This is a genomic window from Candidatus Aciduliprofundum sp. HYA1, from assembly GCF_056175085.1.
The window spans coordinates 120890-146022 of the sequence record NZ_CM149694.1 but is presented as its reverse complement, the minus strand read 5'-3'; the positions used below and the strand labels follow the sequence as shown (position 1 = coordinate 146022).

The 25133-nt window shown below is 43.9% G+C and carries 26 protein-coding genes and 2 tRNA genes; 5 read left to right on the top strand and 23 right to left on the bottom strand.

Going from position 1 to position 25133, the window contains the following annotated elements:
• Positions 1-20 precede the first annotated feature (20 nt).
• Complete coding sequence (gene map / locus AC0S1O_RS00840; RefSeq protein WP_475393873.1) at positions 21-884, bottom strand: type II methionyl aminopeptidase; 864 nt, start codon at positions 882-884, stop codon at positions 21-23.
• Positions 874-1455, bottom strand: a complete 582-nt coding sequence (locus AC0S1O_RS00835; RefSeq protein ID WP_475393872.1) for an L-threonylcarbamoyladenylate synthase — start codon at positions 1453-1455, stop codon at positions 874-876. Before AC0S1O_RS00835 ends, map begins: the two co-directional genes overlap by 11 nt.
• Before the next feature lie 72 nt (positions 1456-1527).
• Between AC0S1O_RS00835 and AC0S1O_RS00830 the strand changes: the two genes are divergently transcribed.
• Positions 1528-2742 (top strand): tRNA (N(6)-L-threonylcarbamoyladenosine(37)-C(2))-methylthiotransferase, encoded by a 1215-nt coding sequence (locus AC0S1O_RS00830; RefSeq protein ID WP_475393871.1) that lies wholly within the window; start codon positions 1528-1530, stop codon positions 2740-2742.
• Positions 2743-2798: 56 nt separating this feature from the next.
• Entirely contained in the window at positions 2799-3170 is a 372-nt protein-coding gene (locus AC0S1O_RS00825) for a cell division protein SepF (RefSeq protein ID WP_475393870.1), read from the top strand.
• On the opposite strand, the gene AC0S1O_RS00820 is transcribed toward AC0S1O_RS00825, so the two are convergent.
• The 3 genes from AC0S1O_RS00820 to AC0S1O_RS00810 form a co-directional block, all read right to left on the bottom strand.
• Complete coding sequence (locus AC0S1O_RS00820; RefSeq protein WP_475393869.1) at positions 3171-4250, bottom strand: ATP-NAD kinase family protein; 1080 nt, start codon at positions 4248-4250, stop codon at positions 3171-3173.
• On the bottom strand, positions 4228-4944 hold the full coding sequence (gene rsmA / locus AC0S1O_RS00815) for a 16S rRNA (adenine(1518)-N(6)/adenine(1519)-N(6))-dimethyltransferase RsmA (RefSeq protein ID WP_475393868.1): 717 nt from the start codon (positions 4942-4944) through the stop codon (positions 4228-4230). Before rsmA ends, AC0S1O_RS00820 begins: the two co-directional genes overlap by 23 nt.
• 64 nt (positions 4945-5008) lie before the next feature.
• Positions 5009-5884, bottom strand: a complete 876-nt coding sequence (locus AC0S1O_RS00810; RefSeq protein WP_475393867.1) for a PPC domain-containing protein — start codon at positions 5882-5884, stop codon at positions 5009-5011.
• Between the two features lie 94 nt (positions 5885-5978).
• On the opposite strand from AC0S1O_RS00810, the gene AC0S1O_RS00805 reads away from it, so the two are divergent.
• Entirely contained in the window at positions 5979-6149 is a 171-nt protein-coding gene (locus tag AC0S1O_RS00805; RefSeq protein WP_475393866.1) for an AbrB/MazE/SpoVT family DNA-binding domain-containing protein, read from the top strand.
• Between the two features lie 19 nt (positions 6150-6168).
• Here AC0S1O_RS00805 and AC0S1O_RS00800 read toward each other — a convergent pair whose 3' ends face one another.
• From AC0S1O_RS00800 to AC0S1O_RS00750, 11 genes are all read right to left on the bottom strand, one after another.
• Entirely contained in the window at positions 6169-6717 is a 549-nt protein-coding gene (locus AC0S1O_RS00800) for a DUF655 domain-containing protein (protein WP_475393865.1), read from the bottom strand.
• A 12-nt stretch (positions 6718-6729) separates the two neighbouring features.
• Entirely contained in the window at positions 6730-7044 is a 315-nt protein-coding gene (locus AC0S1O_RS00795; RefSeq protein WP_475393864.1) for an RNA polymerase Rpb4 family protein, read from the bottom strand.
• Positions 7044-7334 carry a 50S ribosomal protein L21e gene (locus AC0S1O_RS00790; protein WP_475394497.1) on the bottom strand — a complete coding sequence of 97 codons (291 nt, stop codon included), beginning with the start codon at positions 7332-7334 and terminating at the stop codon, positions 7044-7046. The genes AC0S1O_RS00795 and AC0S1O_RS00790 overlap by 1 nt, the downstream gene beginning before the upstream one ends.
• A gap of 54 nt (positions 7335-7388) precedes the next feature.
• Positions 7389-7640 (bottom strand): hypothetical protein, encoded by a 252-nt coding sequence (locus tag AC0S1O_RS00785; protein WP_475393863.1) that lies wholly within the window; start codon positions 7638-7640, stop codon positions 7389-7391.
• A gap of 163 nt (positions 7641-7803) precedes the next feature.
• Positions 7804-9387, bottom strand: coding sequence for a DEAD/DEAH box helicase (locus AC0S1O_RS00780; RefSeq protein WP_475393862.1), 1584 nt, complete (start codon positions 9385-9387; stop codon positions 7804-7806).
• Between the two features lies 1 nt (position 9388).
• A complete protein-coding gene (locus AC0S1O_RS00775; protein ID WP_475393861.1) occupies positions 9389-10687 on the bottom strand; it encodes a BREX system ATP-binding domain-containing protein in 1299 nt (432 codons plus the stop codon).
• A gap of 13 nt (positions 10688-10700) precedes the next feature.
• Positions 10701-11948, bottom strand: coding sequence for a BREX system ATP-binding domain-containing protein (locus AC0S1O_RS00770; RefSeq protein ID WP_475393860.1), 1248 nt, complete (start codon positions 11946-11948; stop codon positions 10701-10703).
• Positions 11945-12790: a hypothetical protein gene (locus AC0S1O_RS00765; RefSeq protein ID WP_475393859.1), complete on the bottom strand. Its 846-nt coding sequence runs from the start codon at positions 12788-12790 to the stop codon at positions 11945-11947. The genes AC0S1O_RS00770 and AC0S1O_RS00765 overlap by 4 nt, the downstream gene beginning before the upstream one ends.
• Before the next feature lie 160 nt (positions 12791-12950).
• Positions 12951-14204, bottom strand: a complete 1254-nt coding sequence (locus AC0S1O_RS00760; protein ID WP_475393858.1) for a UbiD family decarboxylase — start codon at positions 14202-14204, stop codon at positions 12951-12953.
• 15 nt (positions 14205-14219) lie between these two features.
• Positions 14220-14981: a PP-loop family protein gene (locus AC0S1O_RS00755; protein ID WP_475393857.1), complete on the bottom strand. Its 762-nt coding sequence runs from the start codon at positions 14979-14981 to the stop codon at positions 14220-14222.
• Positions 14982-15090: 109 nt separating this feature from the next.
• A tRNA-Leu gene (locus AC0S1O_RS00750) sits at positions 15091-15175 on the bottom strand.
• 49 nt (positions 15176-15224) lie between these two features.
• On the opposite strand from AC0S1O_RS00750, the gene AC0S1O_RS00745 reads away from it, so the two are divergent.
• Complete coding sequence (locus AC0S1O_RS00745) at positions 15225-15488, top strand: hypothetical protein (RefSeq protein WP_475393856.1); 264 nt, start codon at positions 15225-15227, stop codon at positions 15486-15488.
• On the opposite strand, the gene AC0S1O_RS00740 is transcribed toward AC0S1O_RS00745, so the two are convergent.
• From AC0S1O_RS00740 to mptA, 7 genes are all read right to left on the bottom strand, one after another.
• On the bottom strand, positions 15478-16212 hold the full coding sequence (locus AC0S1O_RS00740) for a phosphoglycerol geranylgeranyltransferase (protein ID WP_475393855.1): 735 nt from the start codon (positions 16210-16212) through the stop codon (positions 15478-15480). The two genes, AC0S1O_RS00745 and AC0S1O_RS00740, sit on opposite strands and share 11 nt — an antisense overlap.
• 8 nt (positions 16213-16220) lie before the next feature.
• On the bottom strand, positions 16221-17036 hold the full coding sequence (locus AC0S1O_RS00735; RefSeq protein ID WP_475393854.1) for a UbiA family prenyltransferase: 816 nt from the start codon (positions 17034-17036) through the stop codon (positions 16221-16223).
• A gap of 35 nt (positions 17037-17071) precedes the next feature.
• A complete protein-coding gene (locus AC0S1O_RS00730; protein WP_475393853.1) occupies positions 17072-18133 on the bottom strand; it encodes a radical SAM protein in 1062 nt (353 codons plus the stop codon).
• 41 nt (positions 18134-18174) lie between these two features.
• Positions 18175-18291, bottom strand: a tRNA-Pro gene (locus tag AC0S1O_RS00725).
• Positions 18292-18348: 57 nt separating this feature from the next.
• Positions 18349-22347 (bottom strand): Ig-like domain-containing protein, encoded by a 3999-nt coding sequence (locus AC0S1O_RS00720; RefSeq protein WP_475393852.1) that lies wholly within the window; start codon positions 22345-22347, stop codon positions 18349-18351.
• Between the two features lie 61 nt (positions 22348-22408).
• Positions 22409-23077 carry an MTAP family purine nucleoside phosphorylase gene (locus AC0S1O_RS00715; protein ID WP_475393851.1) on the bottom strand — a complete coding sequence of 223 codons (669 nt, stop codon included), beginning with the start codon at positions 23075-23077 and terminating at the stop codon, positions 22409-22411.
• A complete protein-coding gene (gene mptA, locus AC0S1O_RS00710) occupies positions 23074-23946 on the bottom strand; it encodes a GTP cyclohydrolase MptA (RefSeq protein WP_475393850.1) in 873 nt (290 codons plus the stop codon). The genes AC0S1O_RS00715 and mptA overlap by 4 nt, the downstream gene beginning before the upstream one ends.
• A 59-nt stretch (positions 23947-24005) precedes the next feature.
• On the opposite strand from mptA, the gene AC0S1O_RS00705 reads away from it, so the two are divergent.
• Positions 24006-25115, top strand: a complete 1110-nt coding sequence (locus AC0S1O_RS00705) for a M16 family metallopeptidase (RefSeq protein ID WP_475393849.1) — start codon at positions 24006-24008, stop codon at positions 25113-25115.
• Positions 25116-25133 lie beyond the last annotated feature (18 nt).

Below are 25133 nucleotides of genomic sequence, written 5' to 3'. Positions count from 1 at the left end.
TTTATAACCTTTTTGCCGAATCATCTCGTTGTTACTATTACCTCATCAGATGTGAGGAGTATCGTATGCTCTGTCTGGGCAACCATTGCCTTTTTTCTCTCCTGCAGAATTGGAAAGTGATAAAGTATGCCCAGGAAAGAACCCTTTTTCAGAATGCCCTCGTAATTCTCGTATTTCTCGCACCATCTCGCTGCAAAGGGCAGTGTGCGAAACTCTTCAAACATACTTGCATAGGGCTCTTTCAATTTTGAAGTTCTCTGGAATATGTATATGTTCCCTCCTGGACCGTTGCGCACGTAGCCACGACCGTTGGTGGCGAAGGGCTCTATGGCGAAGGCCATTCCAGGGTTAAGGGTTGCCCTGCTTCCATCGTCGTAGTTTGGTATGCTGAGTCCATGGTGCAAATCGTAAACGTCCAAGCCATGGCCCGTGAGGTTGTGTACGGGTTTATATCCGTAGAAACCTATGGTTTCCTCTATGACCCTCCCAATCTCCGAGACCCTTATTCCGGGCCTTATGCTCTTTATCGCATTCTTAAGGGCCTCAGCGGATGCTTCAATCAAATCCTCCCATCTATTGCTCCCCACCTCCACAGTCACTGCTGTGTCGGATATGTACCCGTCTATGTGCGCTCCAAGATCAAGTTTGACGAGATCTCCTTTTTTGAAATATTTATTGTCTCCCTTTACGGGTGAGTAGTGGGCTGCCATAAAATTCACAGAAAGGTTCACGGGAAATGCGGGCTTCGCCCCGGCATCCCTTATGTATTTTTCCACCTTTTCTGCCACCTCATAATACGAAATGCCCTCCCTTATCAACTCCTTACCGTACTCCCGGGCCTCCTTGCCTATCTTTCCAGCCTCAATATATTTTTTAATGTCCATTTTCCTCACCGAGAACCTTGAGTATTGAGGAAAAAGGTATGGCACCTTCCCTTATCAACTTAACCCCATCAACCAGGCTCACTATGGTGGACGGCTTGCCCATGAGTTTTCCGCAATCCACACGATACTTCACGTTCAATTTCATCGTGTCCTCTATGCTCTCGGGTGCCCTCTCACCGCTTACATTGGCACTTGTTAGCGTTACCGGGCCTATCTTTTCCATGAGGTATATGGTGAGGGTGTGGGCAGGTATGCGCACGGCCACCGTCTCATCGAGCCAATCCACACCCCTGTTCTTGAGAACGAGGGTTAAGGGTCCTGGCATGAATGCCCTTACCAGTTTCTCCGCCTGTGGGGTCAGTTCTGCGATCTCCCGCATCATCTCAATGCTGGCAACTCCCACGGGAATCTTCTTCTCAAAACTTCTTCCCTTCAGATTGTAAATCTTCTCCACATTGCCATATATGCTCATGCACAACCCATACAGGGTGTCCGTGGGCATAACAACTGGATCCTTTCTTGCATACTCGGCTATCCTATCCACACTTTCCTTTCTGCAGGGGAGTATCACACCTCAATATCGGTTATGAGTATTAAAAACCTTCCCACAGGAAGTTTTTTATCTCTCCCACCATGGGGAAGTGTGAAGGTGTACGTTGAGGCCTATGGCTGCTCTCAGAACATTGCGGAGACACATATGCTCGCTCAGGCCATGGGAGAGATCGTGCCCAGGCCCGAGGATGCGGACAGGATTGTGATAGGCACCTGTGTTGTCATAGAGCACACCGAGAACAGGATGCTGAGGAGAATAAAGGAGTTAAAAGGATACGGGAAGGAAATCGTTGTTTATGGATGCCTTCCCTCCGCCCGCAGGGAACTTCTGGAGGATGGAGTGATCCCGATAACCACCTGGGAATTTGAGCGTGCGGGGGAGATACTCGGAACCCACAGGAGCCCTATGGATGAGGTTTTCCTATGGGATGCAGTGGCCACGATTCCCATAGCCAACGGATGCCTTGGAAAATGCACCTACTGCATAACCAAGATTGCCCGGGGACACATAAGGAGCAGATCCTTTGAATGGGTAATCTCCAGGGTCAAGGAGGCCCTTGATAGGGGTGCCGTTGAGATCCGCCTCAGTGCCCAGGACACGGCCGCCTACGGGAGGGATACCGGCACGAACCTGGCGGAATTGGTGAATGAGATAACATCCATAGAGGGAAAATTCTTTGTGCGTATAGGGATGATGGAGCCCAGGGAGACCCTTGAAATTCTGGACGAATTGATTGACTCTTACAGATCTCCCAAGGTTTACAAATTCCTTCACATTCCCGTGCAGAGCGGAGATGATGAAATTTTGAGGAAGATGAACAGGGGCTACACCGCGGAGGATTTTGAGAGTATAATTGAGGAGTTCCGCAGGGAGATCCCTGGAATCACAATATCCACGGATGTGATTGTGGGCTTTCCGGGAGAGACCGATGAGACATTCTCCCACACTCTTGATATGATCCAGAGAATCAGGCCGGATATCCTAAACATAACCCGCTTCTCTCCAAGACCAAAAACACCCGCTTACAGGTGGAAGAGACCGAGCACGAACAAGGTGAAGGAGTGGAGTCAGAAGATAACAGATTTGCATCTCAGAAATATGGAGGAGAGAATGAAATCCTATGTTGGTAGGGAAATGGAGGTGGTGGTGCCGTCAAGGGGCAAGAGGGGAAATTTCCTTGCCCGAAGTGCGAATTACCTTCCAATCGTTGTTAAAGATGCCGAGATTGGCAGATTCTACCGCCTTAAGGTTTTGGGTTTTGAGAAGGCGCATCTGAAGGGTGAGATTGTCGCGAGGTTAAATTAATTACGGAAAAATTTTTATTACTTGAAATTCTTACCCTAATATAGAGGTGGTTTAAAATGCCGAGTTTTCTAAAGAGAAAGTTAAAACCAGAGGGATTCGGGGCTCCAGAGCCGAGAAAGTATATTGATTTGAATGAGTACGATACTGGAATAGATATATCCACCACCGGTCCAATGGTCAGGGTGGCTGAGATTTACAGGTACGAGGATTTGAGGCACCTATCTGATTTTGTTTATAATGGAGATATCCTCATTCTGGATTATGCCTCCATAGCCAACGATGATCTCACGCTTCGCAGGATAATAAACGAGTTGAAGAGCATTGCCAAGGACGTTGGCGGGGACGTTGCAGGCATTGGCAAGAACTACCTTATGATCACCCCTGGAGGAATAAAAATAAGCAGGCAGAAGATTCGGGGTACTGGATAATCACTCCACCTTTACCAATTTATATTTTCCATAACCCACGAGAACTTTGTAGTAGCCCGTAAATTTTGACTTATTTTCCAGGTCCATTCTGAGTTTCTTCATGTCCTTCATTTTTGTGGGGGTGGCTATGATTATTATGTTTTCCTTTCCTATTCTTTCAAGAACTCTCTCGCTGAACTGCTGATTGCCTCTGCCAAATATGAATCCCTGTGCACCAATGGGAGTAATTATTATTTTTGCTCTTGGATATTTATCTAGAAGTTTGAGGATCTCCATTTCTCCGAGATCCATTGCTATGATCTTTCCATTGTAGAGAGCGTCCACACCCAGAAGGGTTTTCTCAAGTCCCATGACCTCTGCAATTTTTGCCACAGTGGTGCCCGCACCCAGCAGGTAGAGAGTGTCCTTTTCCAGATTCTCAATGATGAATTCTGCTATGCTTTTTTTGTCCTCCTCTTCCTCCTCTCCGTAGTACTCGCTTTTGCTGTTCTGCACGAGTTCCGGGGCATAGGGCACCTTAGCGTATCCGAATAATCTTATGGATAGGACATCGTTTCTGTATGCGTCCTCATCAATGTCAAGAATTTCCGCGTCTTTCAATTTTGTCATGCCCTCTGCAAATAGATCAACCAATCTAGCTGCATCCTGTGCCGATACTGCGAATACTGAAGAGTACATCTTCACTCCCGAGGGAACTCCAATTATGGGAACTTTTTTATCTGCAACGCTTGCAACATCCCTTGCTGTGCCATCACCTCCCACGAAAACTATGAGATCTACTTTTTGCTCAAGAAAAATCCTTACGGCATTTTTTGTATCTTCAGCGCTGGTTTTTTCTGGGGCTTTGTAGATTACCCTGTACCTGAATCCTCGTTTTTTTAGTGCAAATTCGCCCATCTCCCCCGATGGAACCAGAAACTCGGGAGCGCTTTTTAGATTTTTTAGAAATGATTCCGCCTTCAGCGGTGCGAGCTTTTTTGCTCCCCTTCTTATTGCCTCCTCAACCATGCCATCCGTGCCCTTCAGTGCGACCTTTCCACCCATCCCGGCTATGGGATTAATCACAAAGCCTATGCGCATAATTTGCCACCTCGCATATTGCCTCCGGGCTCAGTTCTTCTGCCCTCATCTCTCCATAGGGCACATCTCCCAGGATATTCTTTATCTTTTTTCTTCTCTGGCTAAATATTTTTTTAACCACGCAATCCAGAATTTCAGGATCTGCGCAGAACCTGTTCTCTTTTTTTATGCGCACCACTGCGGAATCAACCCTGGGTACGGGTCTGAAATTGCCCCTTTTCGCTACCTTCAGAATCTCCGCCCTCCCGTGGTAGTACATCATAACGCTGAGCCTGCCGTACTTTTTGCTACCCTCCCTGGCAACTAGGCGCTCTGCAAACTCCTTCTGCACCATTATTATTCCCTCTTCAAATTCATAATCTAGGATTTTGAAGATCAACGGTGATGAGATGTGGTATGGAATGTTGGCAATGACCTTTGTGAATGCTGGAAAATTGACCTTCATAGCATCTCCGCAGATAATCTGCAATCTTCCAGATTTTACCTCATCTGAAAACATGAGAGCCAGAGCATCGCAGAGTTCTGGATCTATCTCTACTGCAACAACCCTACTCCTTTTGAGTAAACGCCCAGTTAGAATGCCCCTGCCCGGGCCTATTTCCAGCACGATATCCTCAGGAGCGAGGTCTGCACTTTGCACGATGAAATCCGCAATCCTTGGATTTACCAGGAAGTTCTGACTGTACCTTGGCACGGGTCTTCATTGCATTCGGGTATTAAAAGGCAGTGATAAAAAAAAGAGAGTATGGGAGGTTTTTTTACTTTTTGCGTCTTACAAGTTTTATTATCAGGACTATAATCAGGACTATCACTAGGATTCCTATGACAATCCCTATTATGCAGGTCATACCTATTGCTGTGCCTACTTCCTCTGCTGTAGAACTACCCTTTTTCATTGTGGGAGTTATTGTAAATTGAATATTTCCATTATTTCCAATCTCAGCTGAGCTAACCCTTATATATATTGTTCCAGAGTTGCCAAGGAGTTTTGTATTAACATAGCCTGTAGTTCCTGAAGAGGAATCTATTATGTTTCCTTGTGAATCATATAGGTCAACCATTATTTCTCCACCACTGCTTGAGAAACTTACGTTTAAAATTTCTCCTTTTGGAACGTTGATCTTGTACCAGATAGCCTCTGTGTTATATTCAATGGTACCTGATACTTTCTGGCCATTACTGATTTCCATAGCTGCGCTCATCATATCTGAAGGTACAAATTTCACAGTAATTGTATAATTAGAAGGAGTAAATAAGTTCATATTTTCCAGTTTAATGTAAACGGTGTATGTGGTATTTGATTTGGCATCATAAAATGCTTTATCGTTTTCACCATTGCTGGCTGATGCGGTTCCAAGCACTCCAGATTCTTGTTTCTCTGCATTGTATAGTGTCAGAGAGACATCCGAGTTGTCCCCTGCGGTTAGTGTTACAAGAATTGCCTTGTGAGCAGGTACATTTACTTGGTAATAATAGTCTTTGATTATTGTTCCAGTATAGGTTCCCTCGCTTATCACTTTTGCATCTTCAAAACTTGTACCCTCTGCCGCTGCATACGCCATAAAAAATCCGGCGAAAAATAGAGCGGCGAACATTCCTATTGCAAGGATTCTGGTCACTTTCAACAGAATCACCTTCTGGTAATTCTTTAAACATTATTTAAAGTTTTCCATTAAATCTTGTTTCATTGTAACCTTTATTTATCCTTAAATTTATTGTAAGGAAAGTATGGCCAAAGAATTTTTTGCAACAGCAAAAGTTACTGTAAGAAAACAAATAGCTATACCAAAGAAAGTTCAGGAAAAATTGGGTGGAATAGAGGAGGGTGATTACATATTATTTTATGAAACTCCTGATGGAAAAATATTCATAAAGAAGGGAAAGATTAGACCTCTGTGATTTGTAATAAAACCTCTATTCATTTTGCCACGAAGATCTTGTACTTCTCGTGCCTGTGCTGCAGTTCGTATATAATGCGATTCACTATGAGCTTTACAGGATGGTGCGTCAGTTTAACGCGATTGCGCAGATCCTCAAAGTCCTTGAATGGACCCTTCTTTCTCTCCTCCAGGATGGCCCACATTGTCTTCTTTCCCAGCCCTGGAAGGAGTTCAAGCATGTGCAGGCGTGTGGTGATTGGATGTGCCTCGTTGAAGAATCTTATGAAATCCTGCTCTCTGTTCTTCACAATTTCCTCAAGCACGTAGGGCAGTTCGCTCTCCGCCGCGTGGGTTAACTCGGCATAGGCAATGCGTCTTTTCACGTGCTCAATTTTTTCTCTCTTCGTCATATCCTTGCCTATATACACTCTCTCCCCAATTATTATTGAAACGTTGGGCTTGGGAATAAGTTCGAATAATTTGAATTCACTCTCTCCCACGGCTATGGCCAGAGGAGTGCGCTTGAAGCTCTTTTCCTCGGGCCTACCCTGTGGTAAATAATCCAGAATGTATGCATAATCTTCCAAATCAAACCCCCCTTATCTGTATTTGGCCACAATGTCCAAAATCTTCTTCACATCTTCGGGAGGAAGAACGATCTTCTCCTTTGTGTAAAGGACCCTCACCTGATCGGGATGAACGGGCAGTATATCCGCTATTTTGACGGCATGCTTTTCATCAACAAAATCCAATTGCATGAGTTCTTCCACAAGTTTTCGAGCATCCTCAGGGCTCAACTTTGCAAAGGTTTCCGCATGTGCCAGGGCAGATTTTTGAAGAGAATTTAAATCCCTCTTCTCGTTTTCTTCAGTAAGTAGTTTCTTCACCTCAGAAAGGGTGAGGTATTTTGCCATCACTTCACCTTCCTGAGATGCACGGGGTGCACGATGAGCGTTTTGTATTTTCCTCCATCCCTGATTCTAACCTTATAGGCACGACCCTGCATGCCCACAATCTCTCCCGTATAACCGTGGAACCTGTGATGGGGAAAACCATGATGCACAGAGGGATCTATAACTATGGCTGCCTTTTCCCCAATCTCATATTTAGCAAGGTATCTTCGAATGGGAGGCATGCCTCTCTCCCTAACCTTCTTCCTCATCTTTTTACGCGACCTTGCCCTTGGGCCATGTGACATCTTCATCTTCATCACCTTGTTGGGTTGGGTATAAAAGATATGCCATATATAAGTTTTCCCTCAAGGGCCTTTTTCTGCTTCGCTCTGCATCACCTGACCCCTGTCGTTGTATATAACAAGTTCTGTGTAGGGATCTCCAGCTGCCAGAACTGCCAGTTCCTTCGCATACTCCCTTGCTTCCTTCAGCGTGTCAAAATCCTCAAGCACAGTGGCTGTGTAATCCCAGAAATCAAGCAGAACAACCCTGTACTTGCCCTCTGGGATCTTTAAACGCACATCCTCCAATCCATGGCTCAGGAAAGCTTCCTTCATAATTGCCCCTTGGATGCGCGGTATTTATTTTTTGTTGCGAAGGGTTTTTAAGGTGGAGTTGAAGGTAACGGTTGGCAGGTATCTGAAGTCCTGAGCGACAGCGAAGGATTTGGACGAAGTGCCGAAGCCGTATGTCCGCTGTTAGGCGAAGCGGTTGCAACGCTCATTTTACGCCCTCCATTTTATCTCGTATGCTTTTGGGTAGGAAGTAGTAAAAATAACCTTTTGCGGTATGACTTTTGAATTTTGCTGTAGATGCTCTGGATTTTTCAGATTTTACATAAATCTTATCACCTGATACGTGAATCACTTTCCAAACTTTCCCAGCAAGCACAAAAATATCATCAATAGGATATTGTATCTCACCAATGATTTGTTCAGAACTAACATCAACTACTTTTAATGTTTTGATAGATGGTATATTTGAGTGTATTTTACCTTTTTCACCTAAATCCATCAATTTGGTTGTTGCATACCACTTGTTATATCTTTTTTCTATCCATCCTTTTTTTGCCAAGTGTGTCAATATGTCTTTTAAATCGTCTTCTGAACAAAACCCATCAAAAAGTTCAAAGAAATAGTTACTATCTAATCCGCTTGGGTTTGAATATAAACATGAGAATATTTGTTGAACAACTACAGATAAATCAGGTGAATATTCCATTGGTTCTACATATCCTTCAATCGCAACCTTAAACATCCTCTCAAACATTGTTTTCTCCTCCTCAGAATTAAATATAGCAAAAACCCTGCACTTTTGCGTGCGCCTATTACCCCTCCCAATTCGCTGAAGCAATGATGAAACACTCCAAGGAACTTCAGCAAGTACAACCGCATCTATGTCTCCAATATCAATACCGATCTCGAGTGTCATAGTAGCAATACAAACCCCATATTGAGTTTCTTTCATAAAACTCTCTGCTTCCTCCCGAACCTGCTTGCTTAAACTTCCATGATGGACAACAACTCTATGGTTGCCCCATAGTTTTCTACATTCTTCTGCAATATTCTCCACAGTAGCTCTCTTATTACAGAAAATTAGCAACTTTTTTAAATTCTCCTCTCTTGCGTGATCAAAAACTTCTTTAAGAGAGCCAACAAGCGTATATTCAATTTCCCGTTTTCCGGGGTTCTCAATAATTTCGAAATCAGTTAAATACCTACTACCTACATCTTCGGGATTAGCAATAGTAGCAGATAGGGCGTATATGTTGAAATCTGTTTCTACAATGTGTTTTAATCTCTTTAAAAGTATTCTGAGCTGATCTCCTCGGTAGGTATTATCAAGAAGATGTATCTCATCTAACACGACAGCTTTTACATTCTTAAAACTTGAGGAATATCTGCACATCAATGAATCCAAAGACTCAGGAGTAGTTATTAAAAAATTTGGAGGTTTATTTGGATTAAATTGAGGCCTATCTCCTGTTTTTAACGATAATGATATGTTGAGTTCTTCTAATTGTTCCTTTAATCGGTAATACATGTCATTTACTAATGCTCTAGTTGGAGAAATATAAAGTATTGACAGACCTCCCCAATTCTCTTTAAGTAATCTTTCGATTAATGGTGCTACAACTGCTTCTGTCTTTCCGCTCGCTGTAGAGGACACTATGATGGCATTTTTCCCATTTAGAATAATAGGGATTGCTTTTTCTTGAATGGGAAGTAATTTCCCAAACCTACCAAAAAAAGTTATCCAAGTTCGTCTTAATTTATTCTTTAATTCTCTTTGAACATCAATCATTTCAGGAATCCTCCATCGTTTTATCTGAATGATAGCGCTTGAGGTCTAATATCTCAATTATACCTTTTATGAACTCTCTTGTTTTGTCTGTGGGTAGTATGCTTAAATCCTTTAAATCCTTATTGTGCTCAAAATGGTATGCTACTTTGTAAAAGTTATTAATTGATTCCCAAACTTTTGAAAGCACTTCCTTGTTGAGATGTTCCAATTCTATTTTGACTATATTATTTAATGTCTCTCTGTAAATAGCCAATGTGGGGGCAAAACCAAAAATTATTTTTACACTAGAGGGATTCCTCCATATAAAGGGTAATCGTTTGTATCCACAATACTGCAAACCTGTATATTGTCCCCACCATCCTTTGTATGTTGGATGTTCATAGAATGCACCTTTGCGAACTTCTTTTAAGAGATTTTCGTCATTACCTGCCATAAAAATAAGTCCTCTTAAGAAATTCCACACTTTATTGTTTTGATATGACGAGTACCAGTATGAATCTACATTTTCTGCTTCATCGAATAATATTAAAAAACCTTTTAATCCAATTATCTTCTTAGCCGCCCATCCAATTCCAGACAACAAATAACAATATATGTTTGCGCAGGTAGAGTAGTTATACATGGGAGGATATTGATTCCAGGTGGGCTTCCCTTCTATCCACTCCCATACATCCTCATCATCGGCACCATTTCTTATTTTTTTAATAACCCTGCTTAAATATTCATGACTTTCTACCTCATAAAAACGAGAACTATTGGCTATTTGTCTTAAAAATTCTCTAAAATTACCATTTTTTTGTCTAAATTTGAAAGATGAGATTATCTTTTGATAGACAACTCTTGGCTTGTGAAAAGATACTTCATTTGGATCCAACTCAACCACAGAAACTGCCCAATTGTCTTTCAAAGCAACTGAGTAAATATATTCTAATAAATGTGTTTTCCCAACTCCGTATTCGCCAACAACAATGAGAGCACCGCTATCTTTGTCATTAAGCCATTTTATAACTTCATTTACTTCTCTTTCCCGTCCAAATGTAAATTCCTCTACGTATTTGTGAGGAACAATACCCAATCTTAAAGCCTCAATTATTTGTCTTGCTTCAAATTGCTTTTCGGAAAGTACTCGTTTCGTTGGCTTATGCTTTACCAAAATAGGAGCTTCAGATAAGAATCTAACTTCATCCCTTCTTACCCATCTCCTAATTCCATCTTCGAATGCCACATATAGCTCAAATCCCCCATATCTTTCCCTCAGTATTTTTCCTTTTCCGTAAGTTTTGTGCTCTATCAACTGCATATCACATCCCCATCTACATACCTATTTCTTCTGGTGTAACAGGCTTTCCCGTTTTGCGTAATTTATGAAAAGCTTTAATTATGTTCTGGACAAATAGCCTTTTATATCCTATTTCCAGCTTTCTTTTGTAAGCAGCTTCGGCAATATTTTTTATTGTTTCCTTAAGTACATCATCATCAAATTTTACATTGTAAGCTATTTCATAAATTCTGGCTAATTTTTCACCGATCTCTTGTAAAAGTTCAACGGGTTTTATTGGGATATTTTCAAGATATATTTTAACTCCGGTTGGGTTTATTTCTGTATCAAAAATTGTAGCAACTCTCTGCCGTAAAGCCTCATAAATTTGTGATCGCCCTTCAAGAAAATTTTCATCTGGCACCGCATAGAACCACATAGTATTCTTGAAATTGGCATGTCCACATTCATCTATCAGCTCTCTCAAGTTATTTAAAAGAAGACTTTTTTGTTTGGAAGACATACTTGGTGTTTGCTCAGCTTCGTCCATTAAAACAATAAGTCCTGAATACCCTATTTCTTGTATCCATTGGACAAGTGACCGAATCATTTTAAAGGCTGTGCTTTTATCAATCTTTTCAAAAATTTTAAAGTCTTTCAACATAGTTTTAGTGGGATTTTCACCTTTCAACCACTGCATTATTAACGTAAAATCTTCCTCACGTTTTTCAGATAAAGCTATAAATGCTTCCTTCACAGCATTTCTAAAGCTTGTGCTCTCATAAGGTCCCAATGATGATGCATATGTATGTAGTTCTTTTAATACAGCATCACCAGACAACCTTTCGGAAACTTCTTGATATTTCTCTCCATACCACTTTTTTACAACAGCTTCTATACCTCTATCATACCCTGACAAAAGTTGCTCTGGTTTCTGAGGATAAACTAAGTTTGTCACTATGGCTTTATATACTTGTTCTAATTTGTGAAACGGGGTTTGTTCAGGACTCAGGATTATGTGGGATGTCATGTAATTGTAATTCCATGCTTTCTCTCTTATATTATACAAAAAGTGTGTTTTCCCACCACCATATATGCCAACTACCATTTTAAACGCTGAACCACCATCTCTTATGAAACTTCTAAGATATTCTTCATCTATGGTATTCAGGTAAATATCCAGTCCTGCCGTAAAAAACTGGAAGCCATACTCTGGTGGATTACCTTGGCCACCTACTATCTCTATAATCTTCCTTGCTATATTTGAATCCAGCATTTTATTTTGAGTTTCCATTTCGTTCATATTTTCACCTCCCTAAACTTGATGTGTGATATGTAGTTACCATCACCTTTTTCATTGGACGGGATCCAAAGAAAATCAGATTTTCTTCTGGTATATGCTCGTGTAGCGGTGATAAGGTTTAATTCCACATTGTTAAGTCTTCTTTCTTTCAATCTATATAGGTCGTAACTAAAGAAAACACGACTATATTCCTTATAATTGTTCTTTGTTGGATTTGTTCTAAACTTTCTATCTTGAATCAGAAATGCATATTCAAGAAGAATGTCTGAAATGGGTATAGATTCACCCAGCTTTTTATTTTGGCGATACAAAGAAACTTTATATGCTTCATATATTTTTGATAGAAAATCATCATCGTTAAAATGTCTTTGCGTAATTTTATCGTGTATATTTTTTAATTTTTTAACTATATCTTCAGGAACTAATTTGCATAGCTCTAATTTTTCCTGCTGTGGACCATACCATATTAAAACTTTGAAGTTCTCCAAATCTACTTCAAGTGTGTAGAAAGATACTTTAAGTAAAGGATAATGACCTCTCAGCTCAAAACCTACTTTTCTCAGTTCATTTTCCAAGTTCTGCCCAAAAGTCTTTTTTACATTCTCCTTCCACTCAGGAATTTTTGATTTAACATCTACAATATCTCGTTTGATGTTTTCTTTTACAAAATCGTCTAATTTGCTCTGCTTCAACATTTTTTCAATTTTAAACACCTCTTGTTTTATTTTATCCAAATTGCTTATGGGGTCATTTTGATACTTATCAATGTTCTTAATAATCTTCAATAAATTTTGGATGTTACTTTTCTCTTTAGAGAGAATTTTTGTGATTTTTTCATACATTACTTAATCACCTCCTCATTATTATCTTGTTTTAATGCAACCGTTTCGCCTAACATGGAATATACGAAATTCGTATAATTTCGGATATTGGTGTTATCTGGAAATTCCACTTCATACAACTCCATCGGAAAAGTTATGGATTTCGAGAATAAAAACCTTATCACGAAGCATCCCCGTTTACCCTTTTGAACTTCTCTCTGCCGGTGAGGGGCATGGTGGCATCCACTCCAATTTTCGTGGTGAGGTGCTTTTTTCCGTAGGCGCTGGGATCCAGAGAACTTCCCCGCACATTCTCAAAGAGAAGCATATCCCTGTCCCCCCGGAACCTGGTGGCTATGGCGAACTCAACATCCTCAGGATTTCTTATATCTATGTCCTCGTCCACGATGACCACATGCTTCATACTCCTGTGTCCTCTGAATGCGGCCTCTATTGCCCTTTTTCCATCATCCTCGCTCCTCTTCCTTATCTTCACCACCCCATGCAGCCAGGAGCATCCTCCGGGAGTGAGATAAACGTCCAAAACATCCACACCCGCATTTTTTATCTCCCTGTATATTGTGGGCTCGCGGGGTATGCCCATGAGGTTATAATGCTCGTACCCTCCGGAGAGCAGTAAATGGAAGATTGGATCGCCACGATGGTAGAATCTCTCGAAGATCACCACGGGCTGCCTGCGCACCATATCGTAGGTGCCTGTGATGTCCACGAAGGGCCCCTCATCCACATATTCATCTATTATCCTTCCTTCAAGCACTATCTCGGAGTTATAGGGCACAAGTATGCCTCCAGGCAATCGCATCATTCTCTCTCTCTTTCCCATGGCGATACTTTTTATGGCAGATGCTATCTTCATCTCATCGGTATCGTAGTCCACCGATGTGGCTGCTGCCAGAAGCACATTGGGCTCGTTTCCTATGCTCACCGCTATCTTCAATTCCTCACCGTGCTCCACGGCATCCCTGTGCATCCTGTAAAGATCCCTCTCCACAAGCCTTATGGCTACCCTTTTTTCATCCAGGATCATCATCCTGTGGAATGAGGCGTTTCTCTTTCCATTATGCTCTGAGAAGACTATTCCCGATGTTATGTATCTCCCCCCATCCCTGGGGTAATATTTTGGGAAGGGGAAGTCCAGAAGCGAAAAATCCTCGCTTTGCATGTCAAAATCTGCAATTTCATAATCTTTCGGGCTTTCAATGCTTTCAAGCATGAGTGGTATGAGCTTCATATTGAACATTACCTCAAATCTCCACCTCTCACTCCAGAGATTTGCCACGGCATCGTAGCCGTTCACATCCTCAAAATAAAGTATTTTCTTTCTCTCTTTCTTCATTTTTTCGGCCACATCATCTAGGGTTAATCCCTTGAATTTTAGCATATCTCCAAACAGCTCAATGTAGTCGGCAAGCATAATGGCATTATGCATTCAAATCTTATAATCATTGCCGTATTTTGCCCGCAATTTGCAGAATGCACACACCTCTCCACTGGTTGGTTCGCCGCATTTAATGCACTCTCTAATCTCTCTTTCCTCACTGGGGAAAAATTCGGCCATGTTCCACACGCTGAGAATCATCTGGTACCTGAAATTCTTCTTCTTCGCCTCTATATCGTAAAATATTTCCTTCCAGCCGGAGAACTTTGCCAAGGGGCACTTCTCAGGAGAGTAGGGCACGGAATTCATCTTCGCGTAAATCTCGATCTCCCTATCGCCCAAAAGGTACAGGGGTCGAATCTTGGGCAGAAGTTTGGGATGCTCCGCTGGGAGATATGGAACCATGTTCCTGTTCCACACATAATTTTTCGCCAGGGTGTTCTTGAAGAAGAAATCAAGAAAGTCGTCCATATTGTGGCCCGTGGCCACTACGCCCGCTCCATTTTCCCTGGGCACCTTGTTCATAAGGTACCTCTTCACAGTGCCGCAGGCGGAGCAGGGCTTGCGATGGATATCTGAGATTCCAAATCCGTATTCCTCCCGCAGATTTGTCACAATTAGATCCACGCCATACGTTTTTGCGGCCTCTCGCACGAGTTTCTCCATTCTCTGTGAGTATTTGCCTATGCCAAGATTGATGAAGTATCCGAAAAAATCATAATCGTGCTTGGCGAAGTAATGCAGGAGCACCATGCTATCCTTCCCGCCGCTTAGCGCCAGGGCGATCTTTCCCCCTATTTTGTATTTTTTCATAACTTTCTCTACTCTCCTCTCAAAGAGGCGGTTGAAATCCTCACGACATAGGGGCATGCCGAATGCATAAACCTCTGCATCTTTCCCACATATCTTGCAGCGCATAATATGCGGGGGGTGGGATTTGAACCCACGAAGGCCTGCGCCACCGGATCTTAAGTCCGGCCCCTTTGGCCAAGCTCGAGAACCCCCGCCCAGCGAGAGAAGGGAAGAAATTATATAAATCCTTTTCCTACTTGTGCCGTGGTTGTGAAGGATAGGGTTGGGAGAAGGAGGTACATCCTTCTGAGGAATGAGCCGAGGCTCAGAAGGTTCATAAACGAGATAAGGAAAATAGATGAAAGGGCGAAAATCGTTTATTACGATGAGAATTTTGCGATCCTCAGGTGCAGGCACTGGTACAAGGACAAAATTCTCCGCCTTTTATGGGAGCACGGGTTCCTCACCTACGCCACTTCAGGCACTGTGAAGAAGACCAAAAAGATTATGAGAAGCATCAGAGTTTGATGGCCCGAACTATTTTGGATATGGCGCCCTTTATATCTTCAACCTCTTCAACCAGGGTGCCCGTGACTATTATGTCTGCACCGGCTCTGACTATCTCTCTAGCATCCTCCTCTTTTCTTATTCCACCCCCAACTATCAGGGGTATTTCTATGCTCTCCTTTACAACCTTTATCATTGAAGGTGGAACGGGTTCTGGAGCGCCGCTACCGGCCTCAAGATACACGAGTTTCATACCGAAGTACTGGGCAGCAAGGGCGTAGGCAGCAGCATCCTCCGGGCGATCTCTTTTTATCAATTCTGCCCTTCCCACACGGCCCACGGTCATACCCGGCTCCACGATGATATATCCCATTGGAATTGGCTCTATGCCAAGTTTCTTTATTATGGGTGCTCCAAGTACCTGTTGCCTTACCAGAAATTCTATGCTCGTTGAGTTCAGGAGGCTCATGAAGTATATTGCGTCGGCGTACCTGGATATCATGTGCGCTCCTCCTGGGAAGAGAATCACAGGTAGAGGCACTTTTTCCTTTATCCTTATGACCGTTTTGTCCACGTCCTCCGGCCTTATGTGCGTTGACCCTCCTATCATTATTGCGTCTGTACCGCCCTGGTAGGCCTCGTGGGCAATTCTTGCAGCCTCGTCCGGACTCTGCTCTGCAGGGTCTATGAGGGTCATGTGCATCTTCTTGCCTATTCTGTCCATTATGTAATTGAGCACATTCATATTCTCACCTACGTCAAACCTCCAATCATGTACGCTATCAGTCCAACTATCATTGCCAGCTTGGCGTTTTTCTGCCCTTTATGCGGCTCCCTGAATTGGATGATCGCAGCATATATGAAAATTGCGTCTGATATCAGCACGGTGATGAGGTAATACAAACTCATACCGAGGCAGATGTAGGGTAGAGGACTGAGAAGCACCGCAAGGACGAAGAATACAAGAGCCATGAAAGAAGCCGTTCTTTTGCCAACCTTTTTTGGAAGAGTGTATCTGTTTATGTCTCCCCCCATATCCTCCACATCCTTCACTATCTCCCGCCCGAGATTTGAGGAAAATGCCATCAGTGCGAATATGGTGATTCTCAGAACGTCCCTGAAAATGGCCCCTCCAAATATGAATATGAGCCCTACCAGAATGCTTATGGTGACATTGCCGCTCAACCCCAGGTTCTTGAGTTTGGATTCGTAGAGGTACATGGAAATCTCGGCCAGAACTGCTATCAAAAGGGTCCAGAGATTGATAAGGGCGGAAAAAATCAGGGCGAGAATGAACATAAAAGTTCCAAAATAAAGGGCATTCTTGGGTGAAATCTTGCCAGAAGGTATTGGCCTTTCCGGATGGTTGATCAGGTCAACTTCCCTGTCGTAGTAATCGTTCAAGGCATTACCCCCGGCTACTGAAAAGAAAAGCACCAGCATGCCGAGTCCGATTTCGCGCCAGTAGTTGACAAAATCCATACCCTTCAGTATTATGGCCACCATTATTATTGCCACGGAAGCCATGACGCAGTTAATCGGACGCATCAATTTTATGTAGGGATTCACGGGGGAAAATAGGGATTATGGATTATAAGGGTTTCTCAATTCAATCTCATCTTCTCCACTTGCAGTCTATCCCATGTGGGATACTCCTCCACCTCGTAGGCATCCCAGGGGATCTCGGAGGCGATTTCCTCAAGAATGTATGGCGAGATTTCCACTCTATTTCTCTCGTGATTTATCGCCATAAGGTTCTCAGGTATTTCAAATTCCTCACGCAGAATGCGGTAAATCTCCTCAAGATTTTCGCCTTCAATTATACCCAGTATGAGAGTGGCATCCTCGGTTAATTCCTCATACTCTTTCTTTATGTTCCTGGCCCTTCGCATCAGCCGGCGGCGCATCTGCACGCCATCCTTGAATGAGGAGGAGCAGTAATGCACCACGATGTCCCAGTCCATCTTCACGATTTCATAGGCGAGTTCTTCACTTCCCTTTACGGCGGAGGAGACATCGTTTTTTGGCTCATACCCTCTCGCGTTGAGTTCCCGATAATTTGTCTCCGAAAACTCAAGTTCGTTGAGATTCACGAACACGCCCTTATCGTTTGCGAATCTCAAGAGTTCTATAAGCCCTTCCTTCATATCCGGCAAAACCGGCACCTCAATGCCAACATCCATGCCTGCGGCGAGGGCCCAGTCAATGCGCTTCTCGTAAATCGATCCCTGCATCTTTTTCCATAGTTGCGGCGGGGGGTGAAAGCGTATCTCATTTAAACCTGCGAATGCGAGTTTTTCTATTTTTTCTCTACTTCCAGAGGCTGTGTAGAGATGTATGTGATGCTCCTTGCCGAAATTCTCCTTGAGAAGATGAATGTAATGCACAACGCGATCCACAACTTCCATGGGGTCCCCGCCGGTGATTCCGGTGCCTTTAGCATCAATGAGGCGAGCTTCAAGCAAAACATCATCATCGCTTCGCACAGGCATCTCGTCCGCAAAGATGACATCGCGATTCATCTTCCCACTGCTCAATGGGCAGTAGAAGCAGCCAGCATGGCAGATGCCCGTTACGAATAGAACCATCTTTGCTCCTTCCTCGCAGAGTTTGCATCCCTCGACCACGGGCTTGTTCGTCGCAGAGCCATTTGGAAGCAGTATCATACATCCCGGTAGATGGGGGTGCTATAAAAATGTTGGTTCAGTGGGGCCGCCGAGATTTGAACTCGAGTCTCCGGCTTTTCCAGGGTTGCAGGAGGTAGAGGAACTCGCTGGTGGTTCCCTCCCGAAGCCGGAAGGATGCCAAGCTACCCCACGGCCCCAGCAAGAAGGTAAATTACAAAAAAGGTAATAAAGTTTTAGAAAAAAAAGGGAGAGGATTATTCCTCCGTGGCTTCTTCCTCGTTTTCCTCTGTTTCTTCCTCCGTTTCCTCTTTTGTCTCTGTTTCTCTCTTTGATTTTGCCTTGCTCCTCGTCACGGCGATGGCTATGATCACTATTATTATGATTATGATCAGTATGGATATTCCTATGGTGACTCCTGTCAGTCCTCCGAAGTTGAGTCCTGAGGATGCTGGCTTCACGTTGAACGTCACCGAAGCAGTTTGACTGTTGCCTGCCTTATCCACGGCCTTCACGTAAACTGTATGTGAACCCTCTTTCAGGGAGGTGAAGTTGTAACTGGTGTTGAGCCCAACCTTTGTCCATGTGCCATTGTCAATCTTCACTTCGTAATATGCGATTCCTATGTTGTCACTTCCACTCCAAGAAACCACCACGTACTTTGCAGTTATGTTGGAATTGGCCGATGGAGATGTTATCTGAACTGTTGGAGGTTGTGTGTCCACCGTGACCTTTACTTCGGCAACCTTGTAGTTGCCCGCCTTATCCACTGCTTTGATGTATATTGTGTGCTGCCCATCCTGCAGATTAAGCGTGTATGAAGTTGCATTGCCCACCTTCTTCCACTGGCCATTGTCCACCTTTATCTCGTAGTATGAGATTCCTATATTGTCAGAGCCCTTCCACTGCACAGTTACGCTGGAACTGTTGGTGATCATGTTGTTCTCAGGGCTTGTTATTGTCACATTTGGTGCAACGGTATCAACGTTGAAACTGAATGATGTTTCGTTGTAATTCCCAGCCATATCGTAAACTCTCAGCAACACGGTGTGAGATCCATCTGTCAGGTTAGTCAGGGTGTAGGACATAACATTTCCCACATTTATCCAGTTGCCATTATCCAGGAGAATCTCTGTGTAGTTAACCGCCACATTATCGCTGGCAATCCACTTCAGTGTCAGGGATTTTTGATTTATCCAGGCTCCGTTTGAGATGCTCATATTCCACTTCACTGTTGGCTTTATCGTATCTATTGTGAAACTCACCACCGCGGTGTTCTTATTTCCTGCAGCATCGATTCCTATAACAGTTATCTTGTGGGATCCGTCCCTGAGTCCATTGGCTGTGAACTGGGTTGCACTTCCCACGGACTGGGGCAGATTGTTATCAACAGCCACCATAAAGCCTACCTGATTCTGATCCTTGTAGGTCCACTTCACTATAACGTTGCTCGTGTTCACGTAGGAATTCTGTGCTGGAGAGACTATGGTGATCGTTGGCGGGGTGGTATCAACGTCAAATGTCACCTCTGCCGTGGCGTTGTTGCCTGAGAAATCATAGGCCACAACATAGGCCGTGTGCTTTCCGTCCTGTAGGTTCTGGAACGTGTAATGGGTTGTTGTATTTGAAACCTTGACCCACTGGCCACTGTCAATTTTAACCTCATAATACGCTATTCCTATGTTATCCGTGCCGTTCCAGTATATGGTTACAGATGAGGTTCCGAAGATCTTACCATTGGGTGGATTGTTGATTGTTACCGTGGGCGGCACGTTATCCCAGGCCCTCATAAGTGGATAGTAATCCTTGGCACTTCCTCCCGGAATTGGATATGGAGTGTCTCCGAATCCGTTGTGATCTGCATCTGTTCCGTTGTAATCGCTCCAGAAGTTACCACCGATGGGTGGTGCAAGTGACCAGGTATTGTTCTGGTTATCGTAGGCCTGGTGTACATTTGATACAAAGTTGTTGTGATACACGGTTATGTTGTGGGAGTAAACAAGTTTGACTCCGTAGTAGTTTCCTGTGAATGTGTTGTTATTTATCACGCTGTAACTTGTCTTGTAGGCCTGCACACCATACTCGTTGTAGTTGAAGTAATTTGCAAATATGGTTACATCCTTTGAGTACCTTATGGATACGCCCCACCTGGCATTTTTTATGAGGCTGTGCAGGAGACTCACGTGGGAGGAGTCCTCAATGAATATTTCGTCTGTTCCGTTCAGGGTTATGTTTGTTAGGGTTATGTTTGTTGACTGGTAGATTCCGATGTATCCAACATCCAGGTTCTTCAAGGTGATATCCTTACCTGCAATGTAGTACATGGGTTTGCCCATCACCGTGTTATTTGGATAAATGGTCTGCTTGTAGTATTGCAGATTTGATGAGTAGGATATGTACATTGGATGGGTGTTGTTCATGAACTGGTTTGATGCAAGGGTATTTTCGTAGGATTTTGTGAACTTTATGCCATAGTAATTATCGTACAACTTATTCTCCATAATGTATCCGTTGGTTGTGTTGTACAGGTATATGCCTGCGCTGGATGCGTTGTGGATGTAGCTATGGGCTATGACGAAGTACGCTGTTGTGTTTCCAATGTATATCGCATACTTTGATCCATTTGCGTTTATATCCCACCAGGCTATCACGTAGGGATTGCTCTGTGTTCCATTTCCACCGATAACTCCATTTGCTGGAGTGAAATCTGCATTTGAGTTTATTCTTATCGTATGGAAGGATTGAATTGGTCTTAGATACGCTCTCACTATTGCGGCCTGGCTACTGCTCTGGGTTGCGGGTACATCGGGTGAGTTGGGAGATACTTCGTATGGCTCTCCCGGAATATACACGTTCTTGTAATATTCTATGTGGAAGGAAGTTATGACCATCTCCTTGCTCCACTTGTGTGCGTAAAGGAAGAACTCGTTGGTGGAATTCATGCTCACATTTCCCATGAAATCTGTCAGGTCCACCGCCAGGAATGTGGGGAACGGGAGGTCTCCTCCATTGTAGGAGGTTATGTTTCCAAACACGGAATTTTCTATCTGTATGGGATGTGAGGGCGATCCAATTCCCAGATCTATGGGCGTAATTCTCGTACCCCTATGGTTTGGATCAAGGGTCCATACGGCCAGCAATTTTGGCTCGTAGTGCTGCCTTGGAACCATAAAGTACAGTTGTGGCCAGCCCTGCCCCATCATAAGTATCTTGTACAGGGCCTTGTAGGTTATCCAGTAGTATCCACTTGCGCCCCAGCCGGTGCCCCAGGAGTTCACGATTTTAAATGCACCTTTATCTCCATTGTCCGTTATAGAATCGTTGTAACCCACTATGGTCTGGGCATGATCAGGGGCATTATTGTCATCATATTCACTGTAAGAAATGATGAAATTTCCCCCCTCTTTGAAGATGGTATCTAACTTATCAGCGTAAATTCCAAAGTTCACAGGATATCCCTCTGATAGAAGGGTCTTTATGGTATTTGTGAGGTTCTCAACCTGCTGGGGTGTGGGTGGTGTCTGTGTTCCTGCGGATGTGTTTGTTACATTCTCAACATCTATCATATAACCATCGGCAATTCTGTACTGGGGGGCCTCCCTCCATGCCGCTTCGTCTCCCCAGGAGGTGTAATCGTGGTCGTTGTAGGGCATGGTGTACATGGATGCTCCACCAAGTCTGTAGAGAACCATCATATTTGTAATAAAGCCTGAACCCTGATCGGTACCGCCATTGACCTTGTTGTAGGTCCATGCCGGGCTCATGAGATGATGCTTATCGTATCCTGTGTGGGCATCGGTCCAGTTGTGCACGTATGCCTGAAGCCAACCTTCATTGTAGTAGGTGACAGCCCATGCTGCACAGGAGCCCTGCTGACCCTGATTACCCACAGCGGGGAATCTGGGATCCTTGGATAGATCAATATGGGTTGGCAAACTTCTCGGAGCAGCCACAGCTGTGACCACAGGCAAGTTTCCAATTGCAGAATCAATGGCCCTTGGCGGTGAGGGTTTAAACCCGGTAAAATGCCCATTTACCACATTTAGACTTTCGGAGTTTTCTATCTGCTTTGCCCTCTCAATCATCCTCTTGGCATCCTGGGGATTGAGATAATGCCACTGCAACGCAAGTGGCGCATCTATGGGTTTGAAGAGTTTCTGATGTGTGGATGGCGTATTTGCCGCACTGGCCATCACTGAAACACTGCTTAGCAATAAAATCCCTATCATTATTAATACTACCAGCGCTTTTTTCATATATAGCACCCACGGGTGTATGATAATTATTATTAATATTTTTTTCGTAACCGTGCAAAGGTCATTTTAAAATTCTTTCGAGAATGCTCTCTATCTTCTCTTCATAGATGGCCATATTTTTTAGGGTCTCCTCGTGGGAGGTTTCGCCTCCAACATAATTAACCACAACGCAGAGGGGCTGGTAGCATATCTCCAATTCCTTGGCGAGTTTTGCCTCCGGAGCCACTGTCATACCAACAACATCAGCACCTAAAATCTTGAGCATTCTTTCCTCGGCCCTCGTTTCAAACTGAGGGCCCTTCATCGTGGCATATGTACCTCCAATTTTCACGCCCTCTATTTTTGAAATTTCATCCCTCAAATCTGGGCAAAATGGCTCGTACATATTAATGTGCACGGGTTTTTCATCGTGGTAGGTCCACACGCTGGTGGTGAAATCCAGGAGATCATCTGGCAGCATGAGGCTCCCGGGCGGAAGATCCTCTCTCAGGGATCCAACGGAACTTATTGCTAGAATTTTTTCCACATTCAATTTTTTGAATGCCATTATGTTTGCATGGTAATTCACCATGTGCGGTGGTTTGGGTGGATTTCCATGGCGTGAGACGAACACGAAGTTATCTCCCTTTACAACGGGCACATCGCCGTAGGGAGTGCCAACCTTTCTCTTCTTCCCTTCCAACCCGCCAATTCCCTCGTACAAACCGCTGCCTCCGATGATCCCAATCATTCCCTCAGCTCCCCCAGCGTGGTTACGCGCTCTGCGAAGGCGTTGTGCTTGTGTATGCTCTCCTCACTCTCGCTCCTCACTATTATCATTGTCTCATCTGGCAACTCTCGGTATTTTTTGAGAATTCTGTGAAGGATTTCCCGTACCACATCCTCCACGAATCTGGGGTTCTCATGGGCCTTCAGAACGACTTCCCCCTCATCTCTGCGCTTTAGAATCTCGTATGTGGGGGAGGACATTGAGCCTTCTATTATATCTATGAGATCGTTTGCCTCAATCTCATAGCCATCTGGAATCTCAAGCATAACCGTGGCAATGTTTCTCTGATTGTGCGTTGGAACAGGAATGTTCTGAGGGATGTTTTCTCCGTATTTCTCCTTCAAAATTGCACGTACGGTTTCCATGGCGCAGGGGCATGCGGTCATACCAACAACCTCCACACCAATCATTTTTTTAATTCCCTCATAATCCATGGTTGCCCTTCCAATGAGCCCGTATCTCTCAATGGTTTTCCTGCCCAGGGGAGTGCTTCGCTCGAGAAAATAATCTGCCCGGAGATTAACCTCGGCGTATGTGGCGTACTCATGCCTTTCCTTTACCTTCTTCACCATCCTGCTGGCCAGATTCTCTATGCCTGTGCATGGCCTTGCAATGCTCTCCTCCACGATTTCTGATATGACCTCTATGTTTCTGGACATATCCGAGCCCTTTTTGGAAGGGGGCAGGTCCACGAATATATCAATGGTGGTAACCAGGGTTATGGTTTGCCCATCTCTCCTGACGAATATTGGCTTCACCACGTTCTTTACGCCCACACGTGTGATTTTGTACCTCTTATCGGGCCTGAGCCCCTGAACATCGGGATACATAGTCGCACATTGTCCCCAAGGATAAAAAGATTTTTATGCACCACCTCATCTTAAGGCTTATGAAAATTTATCATGTCAAAAATACTCGAACTCAAATTTTCAAGGCATTGCTAAGTGTGAATGTGGGCTGGAGCCATGAGCCAATGGGCATGGAGGGCATATCACATTTTCTTGAGCATGCTGTATTTCTGGGAAATGAAAGGCATCCAGAACCTGATGAGGAGAGTGGAAGGTTTGGAGTTATGCTGAATGGGGAGACCCTGCCGGATAGAACCGTGTTCTTTTTCAACTCTCTTTCCGAGAATGCGGAGGAAATTTTGGATACTCTCCTATCCCTCGTCTTCAAACCATCCTTTCCAAGGGATAGGGTGGAGGAGGAGAGGAAAAGCAGGATAGTGCCCGCTATCGTTAAGGAAAGTGATTTCACGCCATGGGAACTCGCATATGAGTGGGCGAAAAATCTGATTTTTGAATGGGATTTCAGAAAGAGTATGGGAACCCCGGAGAGTTTGGATGGGTTGGGAATAGAGGAACTGAAAGAATGGCACTCCAGATACTACGCATCCACAAATGCAGTGCTTTTGATTTCCTCACCCGTTGAGGTTGATTTTGATGTACCGCGAGGAGGGGAAATTCCCCGGAGAAGGAGGATAAATCACGGGGAGCGGGATATTGTGCTTGAAAGAGGAATAGAAAACGCTGAAATGGTTTTCGCCTTTCCGTTTGAAGGATACGATCCAAGGACATTCTTGCTTTCCTTTATCCTTGGAAACTATCCAACATCCAAATTCTGGCATACCTTTCACAGGGATGCCTATATGGTTGAATCCCGCCTTGAGTGGCACGAAAGTGGGGGATTTTTCCTCTACCTCGGGGCCAACGATAGTAATTATGGGAGAATAAAAAAGAAATTCGCGAAATTCATTGAGAACCTGCGCATATACCCTGAGGATCTTGAAATTGCAAAGAGGGTTGCAAAACTTGAAATTCTTGAAAGGGCTGAAAGCGCATATTCCTTAATGCACCTTTTAAGTTTGGATCCACAATTGAGTTTTGGAGGTTATAATGGAATTTTGGAGCACCTGGAAGATTTGGAAGTTGAGGATTTGAGGGATTGTGCATCAGCCGTGCTGGATTTGGAAAATGCAAGGAGCGCTGTGGTTATATGATTACCCGAATTTGATGAG